The sequence below is a fragment of the Mycobacterium sp. genome, assembly GCF_049608025.1.
Taxonomy (GTDB): Bacteria; Actinomycetota; Actinomycetes; order Mycobacteriales; family Mycobacteriaceae; genus Mycobacterium.
Genome location: NZ_JBMYXC010000031.1, coordinates 22,680 through 42,722, shown reverse-complemented (window position 1 = coordinate 42,722; position 20,043 = coordinate 22,680). Strand labels below are relative to the sequence as shown.

At 63.3% G+C, this 20,043-nt stretch carries 15 protein-coding genes; 5 read left to right on the top strand and 10 right to left on the bottom strand.

Annotated features, from left to right (window positions below; all coding sequences use genetic code 11):
• Positions 1-194 precede the first annotated feature (194 nt).
• Both ACPGXI_RS11775 and ACPGXI_RS11770 read right to left on the bottom strand, forming a co-directional pair.
• Positions 195-506 carry a hypothetical protein gene (locus tag ACPGXI_RS11775; RefSeq protein ID WP_526653016.1) on the bottom strand — a complete coding sequence of 104 codons (312 nt, stop codon included), beginning with the start codon at positions 504-506 and terminating at the stop codon, positions 195-197.
• A gap of 67 nt (positions 507-573) precedes the next feature.
• Complete coding sequence (locus tag ACPGXI_RS11770; RefSeq protein WP_526653014.1) at positions 574-1,005, bottom strand: hypothetical protein; 432 nt, start codon at positions 1,003-1,005, stop codon at positions 574-576.
• A 106-nt stretch (positions 1,006-1,111) separates the two neighbouring features.
• Between ACPGXI_RS11770 and ACPGXI_RS11765 the strand changes: the two genes are divergently transcribed.
• The gene (locus ACPGXI_RS11765; RefSeq protein WP_526653012.1) at positions 1,112-2,659 is read left to right on the top strand and encodes a peroxidase family protein; all 1,548 of its coding nucleotides are present in this window, start codon (positions 1,112-1,114) and stop codon (positions 2,657-2,659) included.
• Positions 2,652-3,182: a hypothetical protein gene (locus tag ACPGXI_RS11760; protein WP_526653010.1), complete on the top strand. Its 531-nt coding sequence runs from the start codon at positions 2,652-2,654 to the stop codon at positions 3,180-3,182. The genes ACPGXI_RS11765 and ACPGXI_RS11760 overlap by 8 nt, the downstream gene beginning before the upstream one ends.
• Before the next feature lie 122 nt (positions 3,183-3,304).
• Here ACPGXI_RS11760 and ponA2 read toward each other — a convergent pair whose 3' ends face one another.
• The 3 genes from ponA2 to ACPGXI_RS11745 all read right to left on the bottom strand — a co-directional run bounded on the left by ponA2 (position 3,305) and on the right by ACPGXI_RS11745 (position 8,221).
• A complete protein-coding gene (ponA2, locus tag ACPGXI_RS11755) occupies positions 3,305-5,869 on the bottom strand; it encodes a transglycosylase/D,D-transpeptidase PonA2 (RefSeq protein ID WP_526653008.1) in 2,565 nt (854 codons plus the stop codon).
• A 376-nt stretch (positions 5,870-6,245) separates the two neighbouring features.
• A complete protein-coding gene (locus ACPGXI_RS11750; RefSeq protein ID WP_526653006.1) occupies positions 6,246-7,406 on the bottom strand; it encodes a phosphatase domain-containing protein in 1,161 nt (386 codons plus the stop codon).
• A gap of 38 nt (positions 7,407-7,444) precedes the next feature.
• Complete coding sequence (locus ACPGXI_RS11745; protein WP_526653004.1) at positions 7,445-8,221, bottom strand: hypothetical protein; 777 nt, start codon at positions 8,219-8,221, stop codon at positions 7,445-7,447.
• Between the two features lie 111 nt (positions 8,222-8,332).
• On the opposite strand from ACPGXI_RS11745, the gene ACPGXI_RS11740 reads away from it, so the two are divergent.
• Complete coding sequence (locus ACPGXI_RS11740; protein WP_526653002.1) at positions 8,333-8,938, top strand: VOC family protein; 606 nt, start codon at positions 8,333-8,335, stop codon at positions 8,936-8,938.
• Here ACPGXI_RS11740 and ACPGXI_RS11735 read toward each other — a convergent pair.
• From ACPGXI_RS11735 to ACPGXI_RS11725, 3 genes are read right to left on the bottom strand one after another with little or no spacing between them, the layout of a single operon-like run.
• On the bottom strand, positions 8,892-9,413 hold the full coding sequence (locus ACPGXI_RS11735; RefSeq protein ID WP_526653000.1) for a nucleoside deaminase: 522 nt from the start codon (positions 9,411-9,413) through the stop codon (positions 8,892-8,894). The genes ACPGXI_RS11740 and ACPGXI_RS11735 overlap by 47 nt on opposite strands.
• 49 nt (positions 9,414-9,462) lie before the next feature.
• Positions 9,463-11,961: a glycogen/starch/alpha-glucan phosphorylase gene (locus ACPGXI_RS11730; protein ID WP_526652998.1), complete on the bottom strand. Its 2,499-nt coding sequence runs from the start codon at positions 11,959-11,961 to the stop codon at positions 9,463-9,465.
• A gap of 46 nt (positions 11,962-12,007) precedes the next feature.
• The gene (locus ACPGXI_RS11725; protein WP_526652996.1) at positions 12,008-13,639 is read right to left on the bottom strand and encodes a long-chain-fatty-acid--CoA ligase; all 1,632 of its coding nucleotides are present in this window, start codon (positions 13,637-13,639) and stop codon (positions 12,008-12,010) included.
• 302 nt (positions 13,640-13,941) lie between these two features.
• Here ACPGXI_RS11725 and ACPGXI_RS11720 point away from each other — a divergent pair, with 302 nt between their 5' ends.
• Positions 13,942-14,547, top strand: coding sequence for a DJ-1/PfpI family protein (locus tag ACPGXI_RS11720; protein ID WP_526652994.1), 606 nt, complete (start codon positions 13,942-13,944; stop codon positions 14,545-14,547).
• A gap of 47 nt (positions 14,548-14,594) precedes the next feature.
• Here the strand turns inward: ACPGXI_RS11720 and ACPGXI_RS11715 are convergent, their stop codons facing one another.
• The gene (locus tag ACPGXI_RS11715; RefSeq protein ID WP_526652992.1) at positions 14,595-16,373 is read right to left on the bottom strand and encodes a metallophosphoesterase family protein; all 1,779 of its coding nucleotides are present in this window, start codon (positions 16,371-16,373) and stop codon (positions 14,595-14,597) included.
• A gap of 313 nt (positions 16,374-16,686) precedes the next feature.
• On the opposite strand from ACPGXI_RS11715, the gene ACPGXI_RS11710 reads away from it, so the two are divergent.
• Positions 16,687-19,449 carry an Ig-like domain-containing protein gene (locus tag ACPGXI_RS11710; protein WP_526652990.1) on the top strand — a complete coding sequence of 921 codons (2,763 nt, stop codon included), beginning with the start codon at positions 16,687-16,689 and terminating at the stop codon, positions 19,447-19,449.
• 401 nt (positions 19,450-19,850) lie between these two features.
• Here the strand turns inward: ACPGXI_RS11710 and ACPGXI_RS11705 are convergent.
• Positions 19,851-20,043, bottom strand: a 193-nt coding sequence (locus ACPGXI_RS11705; protein ID WP_526652988.1) for a hypothetical protein, incomplete at its 5' end; no start/stop codon positions are given.

Below are 20,043 nucleotides of genomic sequence, written 5' to 3'. Positions count from 1 at the left end.
TGCGTCCCGGATCTGCCGCCATCTCGCCCGAACCTGGACCAGTGACCTCGCCGATACGGACCGTATGTACGTACCGAGAGGACAACACCCAGCCATGAGTAAACGGCATCGTCAACCCAGCGCATCGGCCGGAAAAAACACGAAGGTCCGCGTGGGTGTCCTAGCGGTCACACTCGGTGTCGGAGCCGCCGTGGCTACGACGCCAGGTGTGGCGTCGGCCAAGCCAAACGACCGCGGCTCCTCAGATTCGTCGTCGTCCTCTTCGTCTTCGAGGTCCTCTTCGGATTCCTCGTCCTCACGGTCTTCGTCGTCGCGGTCTTCGTCCTCACGGTCTTCGTCGTCGCGGTCTTCGTCGTCGCGGTCTTCGTCGTCACGGTCTTCGTCGTCGGAATCCTCGTCTTCACGGTCTTCGTCTTCGAGCGGGCCATCGGAATCGGAGGCTCGTGGGTCATCACGGAGTTCTCGGCAATCAAGTCGCCAGCCCCAGCGGCGAGCTTCATCGTCACGTTCGACGGTATCCGGAAGTGCCCAGGATTCGGTTGACTCACAAGCCCATTCGACCTCTGCGCCGCGTTACTCCACGCAGTCAGGCGCCCGGTCTACGGTTGGGCAGACTTCCAACCGTGCGCACAGTGACTCCATATCCTCGGGAATCGACACCAGCGCATCAGTTGAGTCGACGCCCGCCCCGGCCAGGGTCGCCCCTGCCGCCGCGATTGCAGCACCCGCCAAGCAGTCGGCCGGGCCGACATCCAAGGCGGAAGTGGCTTCGACGCCGGCCGCGCCGGCGGTGGCGAGAGATTCCTCGGGCAGCGCGACACCCAGCCGTTCCGGATTGGCCGGGTCAAGCTCGGCAAACGAGCCCGGCATAAAGACCGTCGACGTCGCAGAGACTTCCTTGTCAGCCACCCGGCCGCACACCGCGCCGGGAGCGGTGAAGTCGCCGAATGCGACCTCGGCTGTGGCGCCTGCTGTGGAGACTGCGACGGTGCGGTCTGTCGCCACCGCCAAAACGGATGTTTCCGAAACGGAAGCGGTTCCGAAAAAACTCAGCGACCCATCGGCGGCCGCCAACCCGGTATCCAATGTCGTGTCAAAGGTTCTTACAGGTATGGGCCTGAGTCCCTTCGTGCCCGACAACCCTGTCGCCCCGGTCGAGTCACCGGCGCTGTTGGTGGCACTAGCCTGGGCGCGCCGACGCGCAGTGGACCCGCAGCCGTCAAACTTCGGGCGGATATTCCCCGTTGCGGCAAATACCGAGACACCGGGGCCCCTGGAGCCCCTCAACGGGCTCACAGATCAGCAATTGGCCGACCTTGCGCAGACCATGCTAGGGGAGGGGCCGACCGAGAATCCCAAGGGAACGGGAGCAGGCCTCACGTTCTTCGGCCAGTTCATCGACCACGACCTGACCCTCGACACCGAGCCGCCGCCGAGCGACACCGTCGACGTGGACGGCCTGGTGAACGGCCGCACATTCGCATTCGACCTGGACTCGGTCTACGGCGGCGGACGAAAGGAAAGCGCGCAACTTTACGACGGCGACAAATTCGTGATCGGCACGGCGACCGACGGCGTGTCTCCCGACCTGCCGCGCAACGACGATGGATCGGCCATCCTGGTGGAGCCGCGCAACGACGAGAACCTCATCGTCAGCCAGATTCACCTGTCGTTCCTCCAGTTGCATAACTCCCTGGTAGACGATGGGATGTCCTTCGGTAAGGCTCAGCAGACGGTGATCGGTGCGTACCAATACGTCGTGCTGAACGACTACCTGCCCCAGATCGTCGGCCAGGATGCCGTGGATCAGGCTCTGAGCCAGTCTGTTTCGGACGGGATCTACCAGCCGGAGTCCAAGGAATCCCCGATGACCCCGGTGGAGTTCTCGGTGGCCGCGTTCCGCTTCGGACACTCCCAGATTCGGAATGGCTACGCCATCAACGACACCAACGGCGCCCTGGTGTTCTCGCTCGACCCCGAGGTGCCCGATCTGCGCGGCGGCCGTCAGCTGCCGAGCGAGTTCGTCATCGACTTCAATAACTTCTTCAGTGAATTGCCGCGAGAAAGCGACGAGAATCCTGCGCAGATTGGCGAGGCGATTGACACGAAGATCTCGGAGTCGCTCTTCAACTTGCCGATTCCGGGTGCGGCAAGTAGCGGGTCAAACGTGCTCGCATTCCGAAATCTCCTGCGTGGCAACTTCTACGACTTGCCGTCAGGCGAGGCGACCGCTGAGTCGATGGGTCTTCCGATCGTCGGTGAGCCGGTCTTCGCCGAGGGCACACCGCTGTGGTACTACATGCTGCGCGAAGCCGAGTTGGTTTCAGAGGGCGCGGAACTCGGCCCCCTCGGCGGTGCAATTGTCGCGGAGGTCTTCGTCGACCTACTCCGGTTGGACGGTGCGACAAAGCAGGTGCAAGAGCCGCGGTTGCCAGACGTCTCGGGCGGGGACTTCAGGATCGGTGACCTGCTGGTTAGCGCTGAACAGATCGGGGCAGACGACTCTGAGGCCCGGCCACCCAAGGGGGGACACCGCGAGGAAGCTCGCCCCATGCGGGACCCCGCTCCAGAGCGATCCGAGCGGCACCGCCGCCACCGAGACCGTCACGGAGTGGGCAACGCCACTGGCAGACAATCCGTGAATAGGCAGCATGTCTGATCCGGGTTTGCACGAAAAACTGGACGCGATCTTCGGTGCGCACATGGACGCGGAATTGGCCGGCGATCTCGACCAGACATTGGCGACGATGGCACCGAAACCACATCTTGTCAATGTCCCTACGATGGTGGGCGGTCAAGGGCCACAAGGAGTTCGGGCGTTCTACGCGAATCGTCTCATCGGTCAGTTTTTTCCACCCGATGTCATCTTCGAGACGATATCGCGAACCTACTCCGCCGAACGGCTCATCGATGAGCTCATCATCTCGTTCACGCACACCAGCACAATGGATTGGATGCTGCCCGGAGTCGAGCCGACCGGTAAGCGCGTAGAAGTGGTGTTCGTTGTGATCGTCGGCATCGAAGGCGACAAGGTCGCCTACGAACACATCATGTGGGACCAGGCCAACGTGCTTGTTCAGATAGGTCTTCTCGATCCGACGGGCCTTCCCGTCACCGGCTCGGGCGCGGCGGCCAAACTGCGGAATCCGGCCTTGCCGGACCCGTTCTTCAACGAGGGCTGAGGGCCGCCTGCCCGAGTTGATCGGCCAACCGCCGATCACCGCCATCCCGGAGACTCGCCGACCGTTGGCGGTGCCGGCGACTTGGGCCGCCATGGCGAGACCACAAGTCCGCTGACCTTGTCCTACAGTGGCGGCCCGCCTGGGGGCGGCGGCGGTGGTGGCAAGCCTGGCGGCGGAGGCGGTGGAGGCGGCGGCAAGCCTGGCGGCGGAGGCGGTGGAGGTGGCGGCAAGCCTGGCGGCGGAGGCGGTGGTGGTGGCGGCGGCATCGGCAATGTTATCGGTGGCAGCCCAGGGATCTCGATCACGTTGAACAGCGGTGGTGGCGGGGCCGCCGGTGGTGGCGGCGGTGCAGGAGCTCCGAAAACCTGAGGTGGCCGGTACACCGGCGCTGGGGCGATTCCGCTGCTCGTGTTGATCGTGATGATCGAGCCCGGCATGGTTTGGCCCTTAGGCGTGGTTCCGGTCACGGCGCCTTTCGACGCGTAGCTATTGACCGGCGAGGGTTGGTCGGCAACTCGGAAACCGGCGTCCTTCAGGAGCTGGCGTGCCGCCTCGAGCTTCAGCCCCTTCACGCTGGGCACCTTGCTACCGGGACCGCCGTCCACGAAGCGCGGGTCGGTGGGCGGCAAAGCCACCGGACCGAAGTATTCGGCGACCGGGTCCATCGCCAGGAACCAGGTGCGGGCCGGCTCATTGCCGCCGAACAGGTTGCCGTTACTGCACTTGCGCAGTGGGTAGGAACAGAGACCGGATGGTTTCGGGGTGTCGTCGAAGATGTAATTCGCGGCGGCGTACTGGTTGGTGAAACCCAGGAATCCCGACGACCTGTGCGACTCAGTGGTGCCCGTCTTTCCGGACATCGGCAGATTCCAGCCCACCGAGCCCGCCGCACCGACCGCGGTTCCGCTGGTGGAGTCCTTGCCCAGTGCGTTGGCCAGCGTGTTGGCCAGCCCTTCGGGAATCACTTGTTCACACGCGGCGGTCTCAACGGCCACCTTGCGGCCGCGGCGGTCGAGGACCTCATCGATGGGCGTCGGTGGGCACCACATGCCGCCCGAGGCCAACGTCGCGCCGACATTGGACAGCTCCAGGGCGTTGATTTCGACGGGCCCCAGCGTGAAGGATCCGAGGTTTTGCCGCTTGATGTAGTCCGCGAGGCTCTCGTTGTTGTCGGGGTCGTAGGCGCGGGCGGTCCCGGGTTCGGCGTAGGACCGCAGCCCGAGTTTGACTGCCATGTCCACCACCGGCGGCACGCCAACTTGAGCAATCAGTTCGGCGAACGCCGTGTTGGGAGACTGCGCCAACGCATCCGGGACGTTCATCGGGCTGCGGAACCCGGCGGCGTTCTTCACACACCAGGTCTTGGGTGGACATCCTGGGGTGTTGCTGCTGCCCAGGCCGGTTCCCCGAAACACTTTCGGGACGTCGAGTTGGGCGTTGGTTCCCATCCCCATCTCGAGAGCGACCGCGGTGGTGAATATCTTGAATATCGATCCGGCACCGTCGCCGAGCAGCGAGAAGGGCTGCGGCTGCACGGTCTCGCCGGCGTCGATGTTGAGGCCATAAGTGCGGTTGTCCGCCATCGCCACGACCTTGTGGGCAGTCTTGCCCGGAGTGATCACGCTCATCACGCTGGCGACACCCTTTGTCGTGGGGTCGGCGACCTCGTCGACGGCCTTTTTCACGCTGGCCTGCACTTTGGGGTCGAGCGTGGTGCGGATCAGGTATCCGTTTCGTGCCACGTCTTCTTTGCTGAGACCCGCGCGTGCCAGGTATTGCAGCGCGTATTCGCAGAAGAAGGCGCGATCACCGGCCGCGATGCAGCCCTGCGGCAACTGATCGGGCTTGGCCAAGATACCCAACGGCTGGGCCTTCGCGGCGCGCAGTTCGTCGGCTCTGTCCGGCAGGTTCTCGATCATGGTGTCGAGCACGACGTTGCGCCGCGCCAAGGCGCCTTTGGGGTTCTTGTAGGGGTTCAGCGCGCTGGTGGACTGCACCATCCCAGCCAACAGCGCCGCCTGCTGCCAGTTGAGGTCGATGGCATTGATGCCGAAGTAGGTTCGCGCCGCATCCTGCACGCCGTAGGCCCCGTTGCCGAATGCCACCAGATTCAAGTACCTGGCCAGAATCTCCGACTTGGTGAACGCCTTGTCGAGCGCTAACGCCAGGCGTATCTCGCGCAGCTTGCGGGTCGGTGTGGTCTCCACTGCGGCCCGGCGGTCGGCATCGGTCTTCGCCTGAACCAGAAATCGGTAGTTCTTGACGTACTGCTGCTCGATCGTCGACCCGCCCCGGGCGTCTTCGGCCGCGTTGAGATAGCCGAAGAATCCGGTGAGGGTCCCTTGCAGATCCACTCCGTTGTGCTCCCCGAAGCGCTTGTCCTCGACCGAGACGATCGCCAGCTTCATGGTGTCGGCGATCCGATTGCCCGGCAGCGGCCACCGGCGCTGCGTGTACAGCCATGCGATCGGGGTTCCGTCGGCGTCGACCATCGTCGACACTTTCGGAACGTCGCCCTGCGCAAGTTGTGCGGAGTCCTCGTTCACCGAGTCGGAGACCCGCATGGCCAGCACTCCGACGCCACCGGCCAGCGGAAACATCAAAGCCGCGACGAGCACGCCGGCCAACAGGCAGAGCAACGCCAGTTTGCCGGCCGCTGCCACCTTCTGCGGGGGCTGCTCGGACATGTCCTCAGCCTATAAGCCTTCGGCGGGCAAGCGGTGAGCGGTTGGTGCGCGACTGCGTCGGCCCCGGTCAGTCCGGCCCCAGAAAATCCGACGCCAGAAAATCCGACGCCAACCGGTCCGACGGTAGCGGCCTACCTACTTACTCTCAGTCGTTCCGCATGTGCAGTCTTTCCCGCACGCGCAATTGGGGCTACAGGTGCAGTTCGGGTTCGTGCAGTCGGAAGCTGTCATCTCTGTTTTCATGACTTGAGTATATACCCCCCCTAGGTATATGCGCCAGTGTCGCGGCTCACCACTGATCGCGAAGCGATCGATTCAGTTTCGACGACGGGGCAACACCGGGACCTGGCACAGACGATCTGGATCATGCCGTTCGTCAGAGCGGACCCAGTTCGGTGCGGACCTCCGAAAGCGTGATCTCATCGCACAGGCGCGCAGCATGGGCCAGTTCCGCAGCGTGTGCTGCGTCGGGCACCAGGTGTAACGGAATGCCCTCTGCGCGAAGTGCCGTTGCGTGGTCCCGCAATTCGCGGTTGCGTTCATCTTTGTCGGTTCCGACCCGCCGGATGATGATCAGTTTGGCGCGTCCGGGGAACTCGCGGGCCATCTCCTCGTAGGTCAGTGGATCGCGCTGACCGCTGTCGCCGATCAGGACGAAGGGCATGTTCGGGTAGGCCTTGAGGAGTCGGCGGATCGCCGTACGTTTGTGTTCAGCACCGCTGCGCCGCAGGTATCGCTCGGTCGGACCCCAGTCGGTGAGAAACATCGGACCCAGCGGGAAGGCGCGCAACTGGGCGAACTCCTGCAGTAGCGGGTAGAAAGACCAGCTTCCGGTCGACACATAGAAGAAGGTCGGCCCCGGCCTGCGATTCCCCGCGCGGTTGGACACGCCACGGACAAGACCCCGGTAGAACGAGGACATGCCCGGTATGGCGGTGCGCTGGTCGGCCTGGCGCAGCAGCGTCCGTGTCACCATGGACAAACCCTCGGTCAGACCGGTGAGCAGGATTGTGTCGTCGATGTCGGAGATCACCATGAAGGGCGCCTTGAGCGACGGCTTGATCACCCGCCCGGTGCCGCAAGCCGATTCCCCGTCCTCAATGGGTGTGGTGACCGCGTGGGCATCGTGCCATCCGACCCGCAGGGCCGGAACCGGTAGCGAGAAGTTCGCGAATCCGTGGTTGTCGGTGACCTCCTTGGCGCTGTACTTTCCGATGCGTAACTCGACTTCGACACCGACTATGCGCAGCGCGGCGTGCCGGCGCAGATTGGTCTGAGCGACTTCCCAGTACGGGATGCGGCTGTCGCCAGGCAGTTCTGGAATCTCGAGCACGCGAACGCGGACCTTCGCCACGTCGTCAGCGACGAAGCCGCGATAGACCACGACATGCATGCCCCGAAACGCTCCCGACTGCATCTTCTGGTCGCGCCGCCGCTTGGTGAGGGCGTTCTCGAGTCCCACTGCAGCGGCAGCGGCTTTCGGACTGCGCAGTTTCGCTTCCAGCTCCGCAGCGATCCGGCGGGGAAGAAGAGCCATGTAACTCAGCATCGCAAACGTCTGCCCCGGCCGTCCGGCTAACCGCCCGGTCTTTTCTCGACGGCCTGCCCATCGGCGGGTGTCGGTGTGCCACCGATGAAGTCGTCCCAGTGCCGGCGGACAGGGGCCCACCTCTTGTCGAATTCGGCGGCCCGTCGCCGGGCGTGCGCGAGTTTGGCCGAACTGTAGCGCCAGCGCGCCCACGGCGATGTCGGGCGCGCGAGCCGGAAGGCGGCAAGCCAGGCGATGGGGGCGACGAACAGGCCGATCAGCGCGGTGGGGTATTTGCCTTTGAGGGCGGTTATCGCGACCAGCGCGAAGTGGACGAGCAATACCCCGACCGCCCCGATGCGGACGGCGGCTATGTCGGCGGGCATTTCGTCCATTTTCATCGGAGACACTCCCACCGCCGCGAGACCGACGCAGGCGGCCGCCAACGTGACCATGTTCACCGAAAGCTGCCCCTCCTGCGTCCAGTAGACGTCTTGGAGCCGGAAGATCATCGCGAACTCGTCCAGCACCAGAGAGGCACCGATTCCGACCAGCAGGCCGGCGATGTAGATCCACACCGACCGCGGTGGTGCACCGACGGCGGCGAATCCGCCGAAGATGAGCAGCAGTACCCCTGGGGTCGAGTGATGCATGTGTACGCCGCCGGTGCTGACGTTGTGGAAAGGGCCTTTGCCCGCACGGATCAGGCGGGTAATCGTTCGGGTAGTCAAGAAGGTCACCACGAACGCGACGAAGCTGAGCATCAGCGGGCCTTTGTCACCCTCGATAACGTCGTTCTGCCACCAAGTGTTCAGCCAGGCCATGACCGCATCGTAGACAGCGCCGGCCTGAGTTGACGCCAAGGCGCTTCGCTGGGGTAATTCGCAAGGCTTCCACTCCGGCGGCCTCCCACGATTCGGTTAAGGTGAATCGCCGTGGCCACACTTACCCGGCTCGGCGTTCCGGGCGGCGAGCATGCGTGGTCGACGCTCGGATTTGCTGTTGAGGATCGCGCGGTCCAAATCGGTCAGGTGCGCTGTGAGTTCACCAGCGATAGGTCCTGGGGTTTCGACGACATCCGTTCTGACCCGTCGATTCTGGGTGTGCCCACAGGGCGCTGTTCAGCGGCGAAAGGCCCAGCGCACCCCAACGGCGTGACCCACGTCGATCACATTGTGTACACCGTGCGCGACTTGGACACAGCCATCGCTGCTCTCACTGCGGTGCTGGGCATCGAGCCACGCCGCCGCTTTCATCCGCGCGGCCCGAGCGGGCCGGAAATGGCCTTCTTCCGCGTGGGGGAGGCCTTCATCGAGGTGGTTGCCGCCGGTGCGGAGCCGACGCTGATCGGGCTTGCGTTGTGGTCCGCCGACCTAGATCGGACTGTCGCTGCCATCCGTGCGCTCGGTGGCCCGATCTCGGATCCGAAACCAGCGGTCCAGGGCGGGCATATCGCCACCGTCTGGCACGGGCACCTCAATTGGGGGCTGGCCATCATGGGCGGCCGTCCTCCGTCCGGCCCGTCCGTCGCGGCGCCGTAACCGATGGATCACCGCCGTTGCGGTCTTGCCAATACCTGTAGACCTCGATTGCGCCCGCATGAGGTTCATAGCGCATAGGCAGGCGCCGCTGGTCCCATGGTTTGGCCAATTCGCCGTAGAAGGTGTCCAGCTCGAAGTACTTGCGGTCATCAACATAGTAGGGCTCGTAGTTATTGCGCGTGGTCAAGAAGACAACCTCATCGGGCGAGCAGTAGTACAGCGAGCCCAGACACATCGGACACGGGTGCGCCAGGATGTAAATCGTCGCGCCCGTCAGGTGTTCGGTGCCCAGCTTGGTGCAGGCCGCACGGATAGCCAGAATCTCTGCATGCGCAGTGGGGTCGCTGGTTTGGACCACTCGGTTGGGGCTTTCGGCGAGAATCCCATCGTCCTTGACGATCACAGTCGCGAAGGGGCGACCTCCTTCGGCTACGTTTCGGCGGGCAATGTCGATCGTGCGCTGCGCGAAGTCCATGGCTGTCCCCGGTGGTGTGAATTGCGCGGGCTTGTCGGCTGGGTCAAAGCTAATCCTCGACGGTCACCGCCTGCACGTTCCAGATCTCGTCGCAGTATTCGGTGATCGCTCGATCCGAGGAGAACTTGCCACTGCGCGCCGAATTGAGAATGGACTTGCGGGTCCAGGCGTCGGTGTCTCGCCAGGTGTCGCTCACCTGCTGCTGGCAGGCGATGTAGTCGGCGTAGTCGGCCATCACCAGGAAGGGGTCGCGGTGGCTCAGATTCTCGATCAGTGGAGAGAACACCTCGGTGTCACCATGGGAGAAGCGGCCGTTGGAGATCAGACCGAGAACCTCCGCGAGTTCCCCATTGCCCTGGATGTATCGGCCCGGACGGTAGCCGCCACTGAGCACCTGCTGCACGTCGGGCACCGTCAACCCGAAGAGGAAGAAGTTCTCCTCACCGGCCTCTTCGCGAATCTCGACGTTCGCGCCGTCGAGGGTGCCGATGGTCAGTGCGCCATTGATCATGAACTTCATGTTGCCGGTGCCGGAAGCTTCCTTGCCGGCGGTCGAGATCTGTTCGGACAGATCAGCTGCCGGGTAGATCAGTTGCGCGTTTCCCACATTGAAGTTCGGGACGAAGGCGACCTTGATGCGGCCGTTTACTTCGGGGTCGTTGTTGACCGTCTCGGCGACGGCGTTGATCAACTTGATGATCAGCTTGGCCATCGCGTAGCCGGGGGCGGACTTGCCGCCGAAAACAAAAGCGCGTGGCGGGATGTCAAGATCCGGATTTTGCTTGATCCGGTTGTACAGCGAGATGATGTGCAAGACGTTGAGGTGTTGGCGTTTGTATTCGTGAATGCGCTTGACCTGGATGTCGAACATCCAGTCCGGGTCGAGGCCTACGCCGGTGGTCGCCAAGACGAAGTCGGCCAGCCGGGCCTTGTTGGCCCGCTTCACTGCGCGCCAACGCCTCTGGAATTCGGGGTCATCGGCGAGAGGTTCCAGCGCCCGCAACCGCTCCAGGTCGACCATCCAGCCCCCGCCGATGGTGTCGTCGAGCAAGGTGCGCAGCCCAGGATTCGCGAGGCCGAGGAAGCGGCGCGGTGTCACGCCGTTGGTCTTGTTACTGAACCTTGCCGGCCACATCTCGTAAAAGTCTTTGAGCACAGTGGTTTTCAGTAAATCAGAGTGAAGCGCCGCAACCCCGTTGATGGCATGGCTGCCGACGGTCGCCAGATGCGCCATCCGGATACACTTTTCACCCTCCTCACCGATCAACGACATGCGCCGTACCCGTTCCTCATCCCCGGGGAACCGGGTGCGCACCTCGTCGAGGAAGCGGCGGTTGATCTCGTAGATGATCTCGAGATGTCGCGGTAGAAATCGGGCGAACATGGACAGCGACCAGGTTTCCAGCGCTTCGGGCAGCAGCGTGTGGTTGGTGTAGCCCATCGTCGCTACGGTGATCCGCCATGCGTCGTCCCAGCCGAAATCGCGTTCGTCGACGAGCAACCGCATCAGCTCGGCGACGGCGATCGAGGGATGCGTGTCATTGAGCTGGATGGCGACCCGGTCTGGGAGTTCCCGGGCCGACACCCCGGCAAAATCCTCCAGTAGGTGCAGGATGTCCTGCAACGAGCAGCATACGAAGAAGTACTGCTGGGCCAGCCTGAGCTGCTTGCCGACTTCAGGCTCGTCGTTGGGATAGAGCACCTTGGTGATGTTCTCGGACACGACTTGGTCTTGAACTGCCCGGTAGTAGTCGCCGGCGTTGAACGCATCCAAGGCCAGTGCCTTGACGGCGTTGGCGCTCCACAGCGTCAGCGTGTTGCAGGTGTTCACCCCGTAACCCTGGATCGGAGTGCCGTAGTAAACGCCTTTGACCACACGTTTGGGAATCCAGCGCACCCGATCACGGCCGCTTTCGTCGCCGTAGCGTTCGGTGTATCCGGCCCAGCCGACGCGATAGTTCAACTCGGGTTTGACGATCTCCCAGGGATTTCCGCCCGCCAGCCAGTTGTCTGTCGTTTCCACCTGCCAGCCATCGTGGATCTCCTGGTCGAAGATGCCGAACTCGTATCGAATGCCGTAGCCGATGGCGGGGCGCTCCAGGGTGGCCAGCGAATCCAGATAGCAGGCCGCCAGCCGCCCCAGCCCGCCGTTGCCCAGGCCGGGCTCCTGCTCGCAGGCCAACACGGAGTCGAAATCCTGGCCCAGCGCGGTGAGTGCGGCGCGAGCTTCCTGTTCGATCTGCAGGTTGAGAAGGTTACTGCCCAGGTGTGGCCCCATGAGGAACTCGGCCGACAGATAGCAGGTCACTTTTTCGTTGAGGTCGAGGTAGGTCTGGGTGGTCTCAGACCAGCGCAGCTGCATGCGGTCCCGCACGGCCAGCGCGAGAGCGTGGTAGTAGTGCTGTGGTTCCAGCAAGGCTGCCGGGCGCCCAAGGGAATACCGCAGGTGATCCTCGACCGCCTTGCGCAACGCTTCCGCGGTCATCGAGGTCCGAATATCCTCGCAGGTAAAACTTTCCGGAGAATCGCGGGAATCGGACTCGCTCATCCGCCTGACGTCTTCTGCCGGCCGGCGATAGCGGAAATCCCTTCTGTCATCTCTCCAGCTCCATTTGGCGCATCTTCTTTCGGTCAGGCTTGCCGATGGGAGTGACCGGGAGCTCGGTCATGAAGACGACATCGGTGGGCACCTTGTACCCCGAGAGATTCTTCTTGCAGAAATCCCGTACCTCGGCCGCGGTCATCTCCTGGTCGGGTTTGAGAACGACCGCTAGCTTGAGCGCTTCTCCCCGCTTTGCATCGGGGACACCGAACGCACAAGCCTGCAGCACCTTGGGGTGGGTGTACATGAGCTCATCGACCTCTCGCGGGTAGACGTTGAACCCGCTCGAGAGCACCATGTCTTTCTTTCGGTCGACGATGAAGAGGTGACCGTCAGTGTCCATGTAGCCGATATCGCCGGTAGTCAGCCACCCGTCATGCAGGACCTTCGCCGTCTCAGCCGGATTGTTCCAGTACCCGCTCATCACAGTCGGACCCTTGACGATGATTTCTCCGGGCTCGCCGAGCGGAATGTCTTTGGTCCCGGTGTCGATATCGACGATGCGGATATCGTTGTCCGGGAACGGTATACCGACCCCACCGGGTTTGCGCACCGTCTTAGTGGGGTTGCCAGTGATGACATTCGAGGTCTCTGACATTCCATAGCCCTCGGTGATGACCGCCCCGGAGAGCTCCTCGAAGGTACGCATCGCTTCCACCGGCAACGGCGCCGACCCCGAGATGACTCCCTTGATCGCACCAATTTTCGAGCTGCCGATGTCGGGATGCTGATTGAGGCCGATGAGCATGGTGGGCACCGCAGGAAAGAAGTTGGGCTCGTGCCGGTTGACCGCTGCCAGGATATTCTCGGTGCTGGGCTGCGGCACCAGAATGATGGTCCCGCCGTTCACGTAATTGATGTTGATGTTCAGGTTGAAACCGTAGATGTGGTACAGCGGGATAGCTGCCAGGCAGCGAAGATCTTCATCGTGGTCGAGGACGGGTGAGAGCCAGTAGTTTTCCTGATAGGCCATCGCCACCAGGTTGGCGTTGGACAGCACACAACCTTTCGACAGGCCCGTCGTACCGCCGGTGTACTGAAGCATGAGGGTGTCGGTGTGGCGAACATCGACGTCGGGCTCCGCCTCAGAACCGCTACCGGCCAACTCGTTGAAGTCGTGGATGCCTGATCCGCTCTCCACATCGACGGGCATGTCCTGAATCTGGAACGTGATCACGTTCTTCAGCGGGGTATCCTTGGCTTTCAGGATCTCGATGGGACCTTTCGAGAACGCCGCCATCACGATGATGGTTTCTGCTCCGCTGTCCTTGATGTAGTGGTGCACTTCGGGCGTGGCCGCCAGGGGGTTCACCGGCGCCACGATGGCCCCGAGCTTCGCGCATGCCTGGAACGCGATGCAGTACTGCGGCACGTTGGGCGCCATGATGGCGACCCGGTCGCCCTTCTTCACCCCGAGGCCAACCAGGCTGTTCGCGGCCTTCCGAGCCATCAGATTCACCAAACCGTAGGACAGTTTGGTGTCGTTGATGATCAGGTAGTCCTTGTCGGGGTGCGCTTCGGCGTTGCTGTTGAACAGCTGCTTGACCGCGACCGGAGGGTAGATAACCGAGTAGGGCACTCCTTTGTCGTAGAGAGCGAACCAAGGCTTGTTCTTGTCGATCATCCGGAACTACCTTCCTTGAGCATCGGCGGCGTCGATCACCGTGCACCCTTGAGAAGAGCTCAGGGGAGATCGCCGCTAGCCGGACACCTGAATTGCTGAACCCCGCGGCGGAAACCACGGCGGTTTCACTATTTCAGTCGGGCCTTCACCGCGCGCGGAATTGTGAATACCTCCTCGCCCACCTACGTCGTCGCGCGCGAATGACGTCGCCCGCGGACCGGCCCCCGTCGGTAGCCCGGTCGCCCCGGGACCGGGGGCGCCCAGACGGCACAGAACGGCGCGCATTGGTCGATAATCTGCACATGACTCCGGCAAAGCACATCGGGATCGTGTTGTTTCCCAACGTTGAAGAACTCGATGCGGTTGGGCCGTGGGAGGTCCTTGCCGCGTGGACCCGTTCTTTTCCCGAAGACGGCTACGCCGTCTCGTGTCTGTCACGCTCCGGGGGTCTGGTGCAGTGCGCAAAGGGTCTGGCGCTGCAGGCGCACCATTCTTTCGCCGACGCGCCCGATCTCGACGTGCTGATCTATCCAGGCGGTCAAGGCACGCGGCCGCAGTTGCAGGATCCTGAGCAGCTGGATTGGGTTCGTCGCCGACGTGCCGACGTCCCGTTGATGACCAGCGTGTGCACCGGCTCTCTGGTCTACGCGGCTGCCGGCCTGCTCTCCCACCGGCCCGCGACAACCCACTGGGCGTCACTCGACCGGCTCACCGAACTCGATGCCACCATCGCCGTGCGGCGCGATGAGCGCTTTGTCGATGACGGCGACATCATTACCGCTGCGGGGGTTTCAGCCGGAATCGACATGGCGCTGCACCTGGTGGCACGACTTTCCGGCCCTGACCGCGCAAGCGAGGTGCGCACCTACATCCAGTACGACCCGGCACCGCCGCCGGACGTCCGCTGATCCCGCCGAGCAACTCTTATTGAATCGCCGGTTGAACCGCCGACTCGCTACATGCTGAATTCGTCGAACCTGACCGCCCCGGCCTGTGGGTCGCCCATGTCGACGTACCAGCTCGTGACCGTGCCGGTGCCGGTGTGCAGCGCCTGGAACACAACGAAGTTGTCGTCGGCGATGAACGGTAATACCTCCCCGTCGGCATTGCGGAGCGGCGCGATATCCGGTGCAACCGGGTCGAGGGCCCCCGGATTACCAAGGGCGAGATAGTTTTCGGCGTTCCACGGTGGCGGCGGGACCGGGCGTTCCCGGCCTGATGGCACGTCGAAGGCACCGTAGCTGTTGCCGGTGTTGGAACCCTCGAAGTAATTCACTCCGTTGCTGGACGCGAACCGGTTCCACAGGTGATTGTGGCCGCTATAGACGAGATCGACCCCGGCGGCCTCAAAGAGCGGCAGTACGTCGCGCAGCAGGATGTTCTCGGCTGCCGGGTACTCGTATCGGATTCCGACGATCGCACCACGGTTGTCGACATCGGCGATCCGCTCGGGATGCGCGAAGGGCGGCATCACGTTCACGCCAACGCCCTGCGGACCCTCGTGCAGCATGACCACCGTGTGCTTGGCTTCGCGGAACTCGGCCGAGTCCAGCTCGTCGACCAGCCAGCCATGCTGCTCGGAGCCGACGGCGAGGTCCTCGAAAAGAAACTCGCCGTAGCCCTGGGCGAGCGGATCGGCGAGATCGGCCCGCGCCTCCTGGTATCTGCTGGTGTCGCCGCGGGCGGCGGGATCAGGATCTGCCTGGTTGGAGCGGAAGATGCGAGTTGCGAACAGCGACACCACACGGAGGTCACCAACGGTGGTGGCGTAGTACCGCTCACCGCCAGGCTCCGAGGCGGGCAGCGAGAAAATTTCCTCGTAGGTAGTGGTGGAGAACGAATTATCCTCTAGCCATTGCGCTTTCACGACCGGGTCATCGGTCGGGTTGACGACCTCGGCTACCTTCCGGTACTCGTTCTCAGCCACCGTGCGGGGCACCGGGTTGGTGAAGGAATCCTGGAGCGAGGCCTTTCCGGCGATGCGGCCCTGCACCTCGTGATTCCCGATGGCTGGATAAATCGTTGCGTTCTGGAGGATTTCGCCACCCCGGTAGATCTTTCCGTCGCTGGCTTTGCGGCCGGCGTTGCCCTGCATCGCCGGGAAGAACGCCGACCCACGCTCGTCGTCGAACCACTCCGATGCCCGGTCGGGAACGTTGACAAGGTCTCCGGGCATGAAGACGGCGTCGATCGGACCCAGCTCGTCGGTGATCGTCCGGGCGGCGAAATCGAGGTTGGCCGGAGTGTTGATCTTTAGCTGATGGTCGGAGGTCAGCATGATCACGGCCGGCTCGCCGGGCTCGAGCGCACTGCGCAGGCTGAAGGTTCCCGAGCCCGCGAGCTGGTCGTCGCGGGTGCTGACAACGCGGTAGGGCCGCCGTTCGGCGCCCGGCACTGCGACGACCGCGTGGTGACGAAACACCTCGCGCGCAACGACGCCAGTCGTCGGCTTCTCGTTGCCGGGCAACTTCGACGCGGAATCCTCGGCCACCCGAGAGAGCCGACCGGACTCCGCCGCGAAAACCTCGATGCCAGAGGCGCCGCCCCGCGTGACGGTCGCCCGCAGTTCTGCCTCCGACATCGTCTCGACCGCTGCACCGACCAGCACGTGGTGGGAGTCGCCTGCGAACTCGGTGAACCAGGCCACCTCGACTGAACTGCGCGTTGGCATCTGAAGGAAGGGATCAGTAAGCAACTCGAGGGAACCCACCGGCTCGGTCGATGCCAACGGCACGCCCCGATCCCCGGCACACCCCTGCGTGGAGCTCAGCGTGACGAGGGCGACGACGGACGCGACCGCCCGAGCAGCGCGGCTTGCGCTTGTCGCAGATGAGTGATTCGTGCCCATTGGACTATCCAGTCTGGCAGGAATTGCCGGCCCGCACTGTGCGCAGCGCGCCGGTGCTTCCATTACGGTGCTGCACCTTGTGGCAACACGCCCGTCGTTGTGGCGTTGCCCGGCTGCATGTGACGTGCCCGGCCCGCTGGTCTCAGAGCTTGCCGGAGAGTTTAATGAGAAACGTCACCTGTCATAGGAGGTCGGGGCTGTGGCTGTCGCATGGGGTCCGGGTCACACGGGGCAGCATCACTCCGGGCAGGGTCACTCCGGTCGACGCAGTCGCCGCAACGCCGGCAGTTTGCCGGTGCTGCGCTGGCTGCAGGTCGGTGCGGCCACCGCAGGCCTGGGTGTAGCTCTGGTGGCGGCGCCGGCGGCGCAGGCCGACACGGGCACGGCCTCCTCAGGTGCTGACTCCTCGCAGGGGGCCGGCCCCTCATCGGGTGCCGACACCTCGCCGGACACCGGCAGCGGTGGCGCTGCCGCCGATGGGGACGACGGCTCCGCGGATACTTCGGGGGCCCCTGGCCAGGACACCTCGGACGCTGCAGGGGAGGACGCGCCAGAGGCGATTCCAGAGGACCCTGACGAGTCTGACGACTCAGACGACTCAGGCGAATCCGACGAATCCGACGAATCTGACGAGCCAGACGACTCTGCCGAATCCGACGACTCTGCCGAGCCAGAGGAGCCAGAGGCGATCTCATCGGTTTCAGACCGCGATGCGGATTCTTCGGATCAGTTGGCAGAGAATGCGATTGAGTCAGCAGACCTCGCAGCCACCGCCGCCGTCGAGACTCTGGACTCATCCGAGACCGGCGGGATGTCACCCGACACTTCAGAGCCACCCGCACCAGAGCCGGCGGACGGCCAGACGACCTCGGTGGACGCCACGACCACCTCAGCCGTAGCGCCGGTGGCAGCTACCCTGTCTGCCCCCGACTCACCGGCGGCAGCTTCGGACGCCATGAGCCGCCCGGACTATCCCGAATGGGTGAGCGCACCGGTGACCTGGGCCTCGATCCTCACCGAGTCACTGTCCTGGTTCGGGCTGGGCGCACTTTCGCCGAACCTGCCCGTCCCGCAATTCCCGGTACCTGATCTGATCGCCGGCGTCTGGGTCGGCATGCGCCGACTGCATTACACCTTCTTCAACTCCGCACCCCGGCTAGAGCTCAGCGGCTACACCGCTGACCCTTGGTCTGGCGTGATCACCGGCAACCTCGGTGGCCATGACGTCGACGGCGACGTCATTACCTACGCGGTGACCAGCGCGCCCGTCAACGGGAAAGTGCAGATCGCCGAAGACGGTACGTACACCTACACTCCGGACAGCGAGTTCGCCGGCACCGGTGGCACCGACACCTTCACCGTCCTCGCCCAGGACACCAGCGCAGCCAACCGCTGGCATGTCCACCCCAACAGCGGCCTCCTAACCGGCCTGACCAAGCTTCTGACCGGCCTCGGTCTGCCGGCGCCCCCAAATCCTTCTGCCGCGACAGTCAGCCTCACCGTCATTCCGGTCCTCTGCGGCAACGACGACGACAGCTGTGGTGCGGCACCCGCCGACCAAGCCCCATCGATCACCGTGCACAACAACTCCGATAAGAAAATCTGGGTCTACAACCTGCCGACTTCGGGTGTCTACAGCATCGCCGCGGATTTCGTTCCCGTTGCCATCGAGAAAAGCTCCAGCGCAGCGGTGACCCTTGCGGTGGGCACCGGCGCACCCGGTACGCCTGAGAATCGCATCTACATTGTGGAGGGTGACGCGGGTTTCACCCTTCCCGTCGACTCGGCGAGTGGTGTCGACGCGTTCAATCCAACGGCGGTGACGGCTGGAAATTCGTTCCTGAACTACAATTTTCTGGAGTACTTCCTCTACCCGGCGAACGGTGGCTACGAATACACCATCGACACTTCGTATATCGATGAATGGTCGCTGCCTGTTCAGTACAAGTTCACTATTCCCCATGGCGCAGAATGGACTGGCGCCAAGAGTGGCGCCACATACGGCTTCAACGACTTCGACACAGTCGTAAGTCAACTCACCGCCGCCAAAGGGCCTTATCAAGACTTGGTGTGGAGTGGCGGCACGCCGTGGGCACCCCAGCCCCCACCGACGATCAAGCGAATCATTGGTCCTGACAAGGTGTGGACAGCACAGTCGCAGCAACCGCCGGCAAATATCCACATGAACAAATCGGGGTGGGTACCGACCTCGTATCAGGACTTCGTGCAGTACGGCCCGATCACTTCGGAAGACCCGGAGGCAGGCTCCACGGTCTACCCCTACGCCTACACCGGCCACGAATATTCTTCCAGCAAGACCAATTTCGACTTCTGGAGATACGAAGTAGCTGCCCCGGGCGGTACTCCATACCCGATAGCGTTGCGAACGGCCGCGCACCTCGATGGCTACCCCGCAGTAAATGGCGTTTGGGGGTTCTTCACCTACCCCAATGACGAGACGGCCGGCCAATTCACCAACATCCCCAATACCGTGTCTCTCGACATCTACGTCCATGGATCCTCCGACGGCGTCAGTGACAGCGTGATCGAAGGGGGCACGTGGCTCTATTCCAGTGCGCCGGCGCAATCCGATACCGGCCTCCTGGGAAGCCACCACCGCGATCGGCTTGTTGGGTCTGACGCCACGGATACATTTATTTTGGATTCGCTGTTCAAGAGTCGACACCAGACACCTTTGGTCATGGCCGAAGGACAGGAAAACGACATCATTGCGATCGATAAGACCGCCTTGCCGGGTGCAACAAGTGTTGCGGTGGACATCGTGGACAGCTTCTGGTTTCTTGGCGGTGGCCACGCCAATTACGACAGCCAATTCATCTACGATCGTGCCTCGGGCTATCTCTACTACGATCAAGATCCCGACCGGTTCGGCTATACGGGCGTGCTTGCCGATCTGTCGCTGAGCAAAATCGATCCGGCCAGCGCGGTGTTCGTCCTCTGACTCAACCGCGCCTACCGAAGCCGCGGCACCGGCACCAGTGCTCTACTAACTCGGCGCTCTAGCAACTCGGCGATTCGTCGACGACGAATCCTGTCGAGGGCGTAATTTACGGGTCAGCGAGTTAACCCGGGGGAGCGCGACATCCATGCCGTCACGACAACAGCATCCGATCACGAGGCCTGCCCGTGTCGTGAGTTGTCGCCGAGGTCGGTTCGTGGTCGCGAGATGGCCGCTCGGCACCGCTAGATCCATCGCTAGATCTTGACTGCCACCGCGCGACCACCAGGACGCGGCTTATCGAAAGGAACCCCAATGGGTTACGCCAGGCACATCGGTCGGGTAGGAGCGTTAGCGATAACCCTGGGGGTAGGGGTGGCGCTGGCATCCACGCCGGGCGTCGCCTACGCCGAACCGTCGAGTTCCTCGCCGGCAAGCGATTCGTCGTCGACGACCGCCTCGAAAAGTCGCGACGCGGCGTCCAGCGACGGCGCGGAGGACAGCGACTCCTCGGGTTCCGGCTCGGAGTCGCCGTCGGAGTCAGCCGCTGAGAGCGCTTCCGACACAGACACCATCAGCGACGCGGACACCATAGAA

What these genes read in the sequence shown, in the direction of transcription:
- ACPGXI_RS11765 (WP_526653012.1), top strand. Translation starts at nt 1,112, where the DNA reads ATGGGCCTGAGTCCCTTCGTGCCCGACAACCCTGTCGCCCCGGTCGAG.
- ACPGXI_RS11760 (WP_526653010.1), top strand. Translation starts at nt 2,652, where the DNA reads ATGTCTGATCCGGGTTTGCACGAAAAACTGGACGCGATCTTCGGTGCG.
- ponA2 (WP_526653008.1), bottom strand. Translation starts at nt 5,869, where the DNA reads ATGTCCGAGCAGCCCCCGCAGAAGGTGGCAGCGGCCGGCAAACTGGCG.
- ACPGXI_RS11750 (WP_526653006.1), bottom strand. Translation starts at nt 7,406, where the DNA reads ATGGCTCTTCTTCCCCGCCGGATCGCTGCGGAGCTGGAAGCGAAACTG.
- ACPGXI_RS11745 (WP_526653004.1), bottom strand. Translation starts at nt 8,221, where the DNA reads ATGGCCTGGCTGAACACTTGGTGGCAGAACGACGTTATCGAGGGTGAC.
- ACPGXI_RS11735 (WP_526653000.1), bottom strand. Translation starts at nt 9,413, where the DNA reads ATGGACTTCGCGCAGCGCACGATCGACATTGCCCGCCGAAACGTAGCC.
- ACPGXI_RS11730 (WP_526652998.1), bottom strand. Translation starts at nt 11,961, where the DNA reads ATGAGCGAGTCCGATTCCCGCGATTCTCCGGAAAGTTTTACCTGCGAG.
- ACPGXI_RS11725 (WP_526652996.1), bottom strand. Translation starts at nt 13,639, where the DNA reads ATGATCGACAAGAACAAGCCTTGGTTCGCTCTCTACGACAAAGGAGTG.
- ACPGXI_RS11720 (WP_526652994.1), top strand. Translation starts at nt 13,942, where the DNA reads ATGACTCCGGCAAAGCACATCGGGATCGTGTTGTTTCCCAACGTTGAA.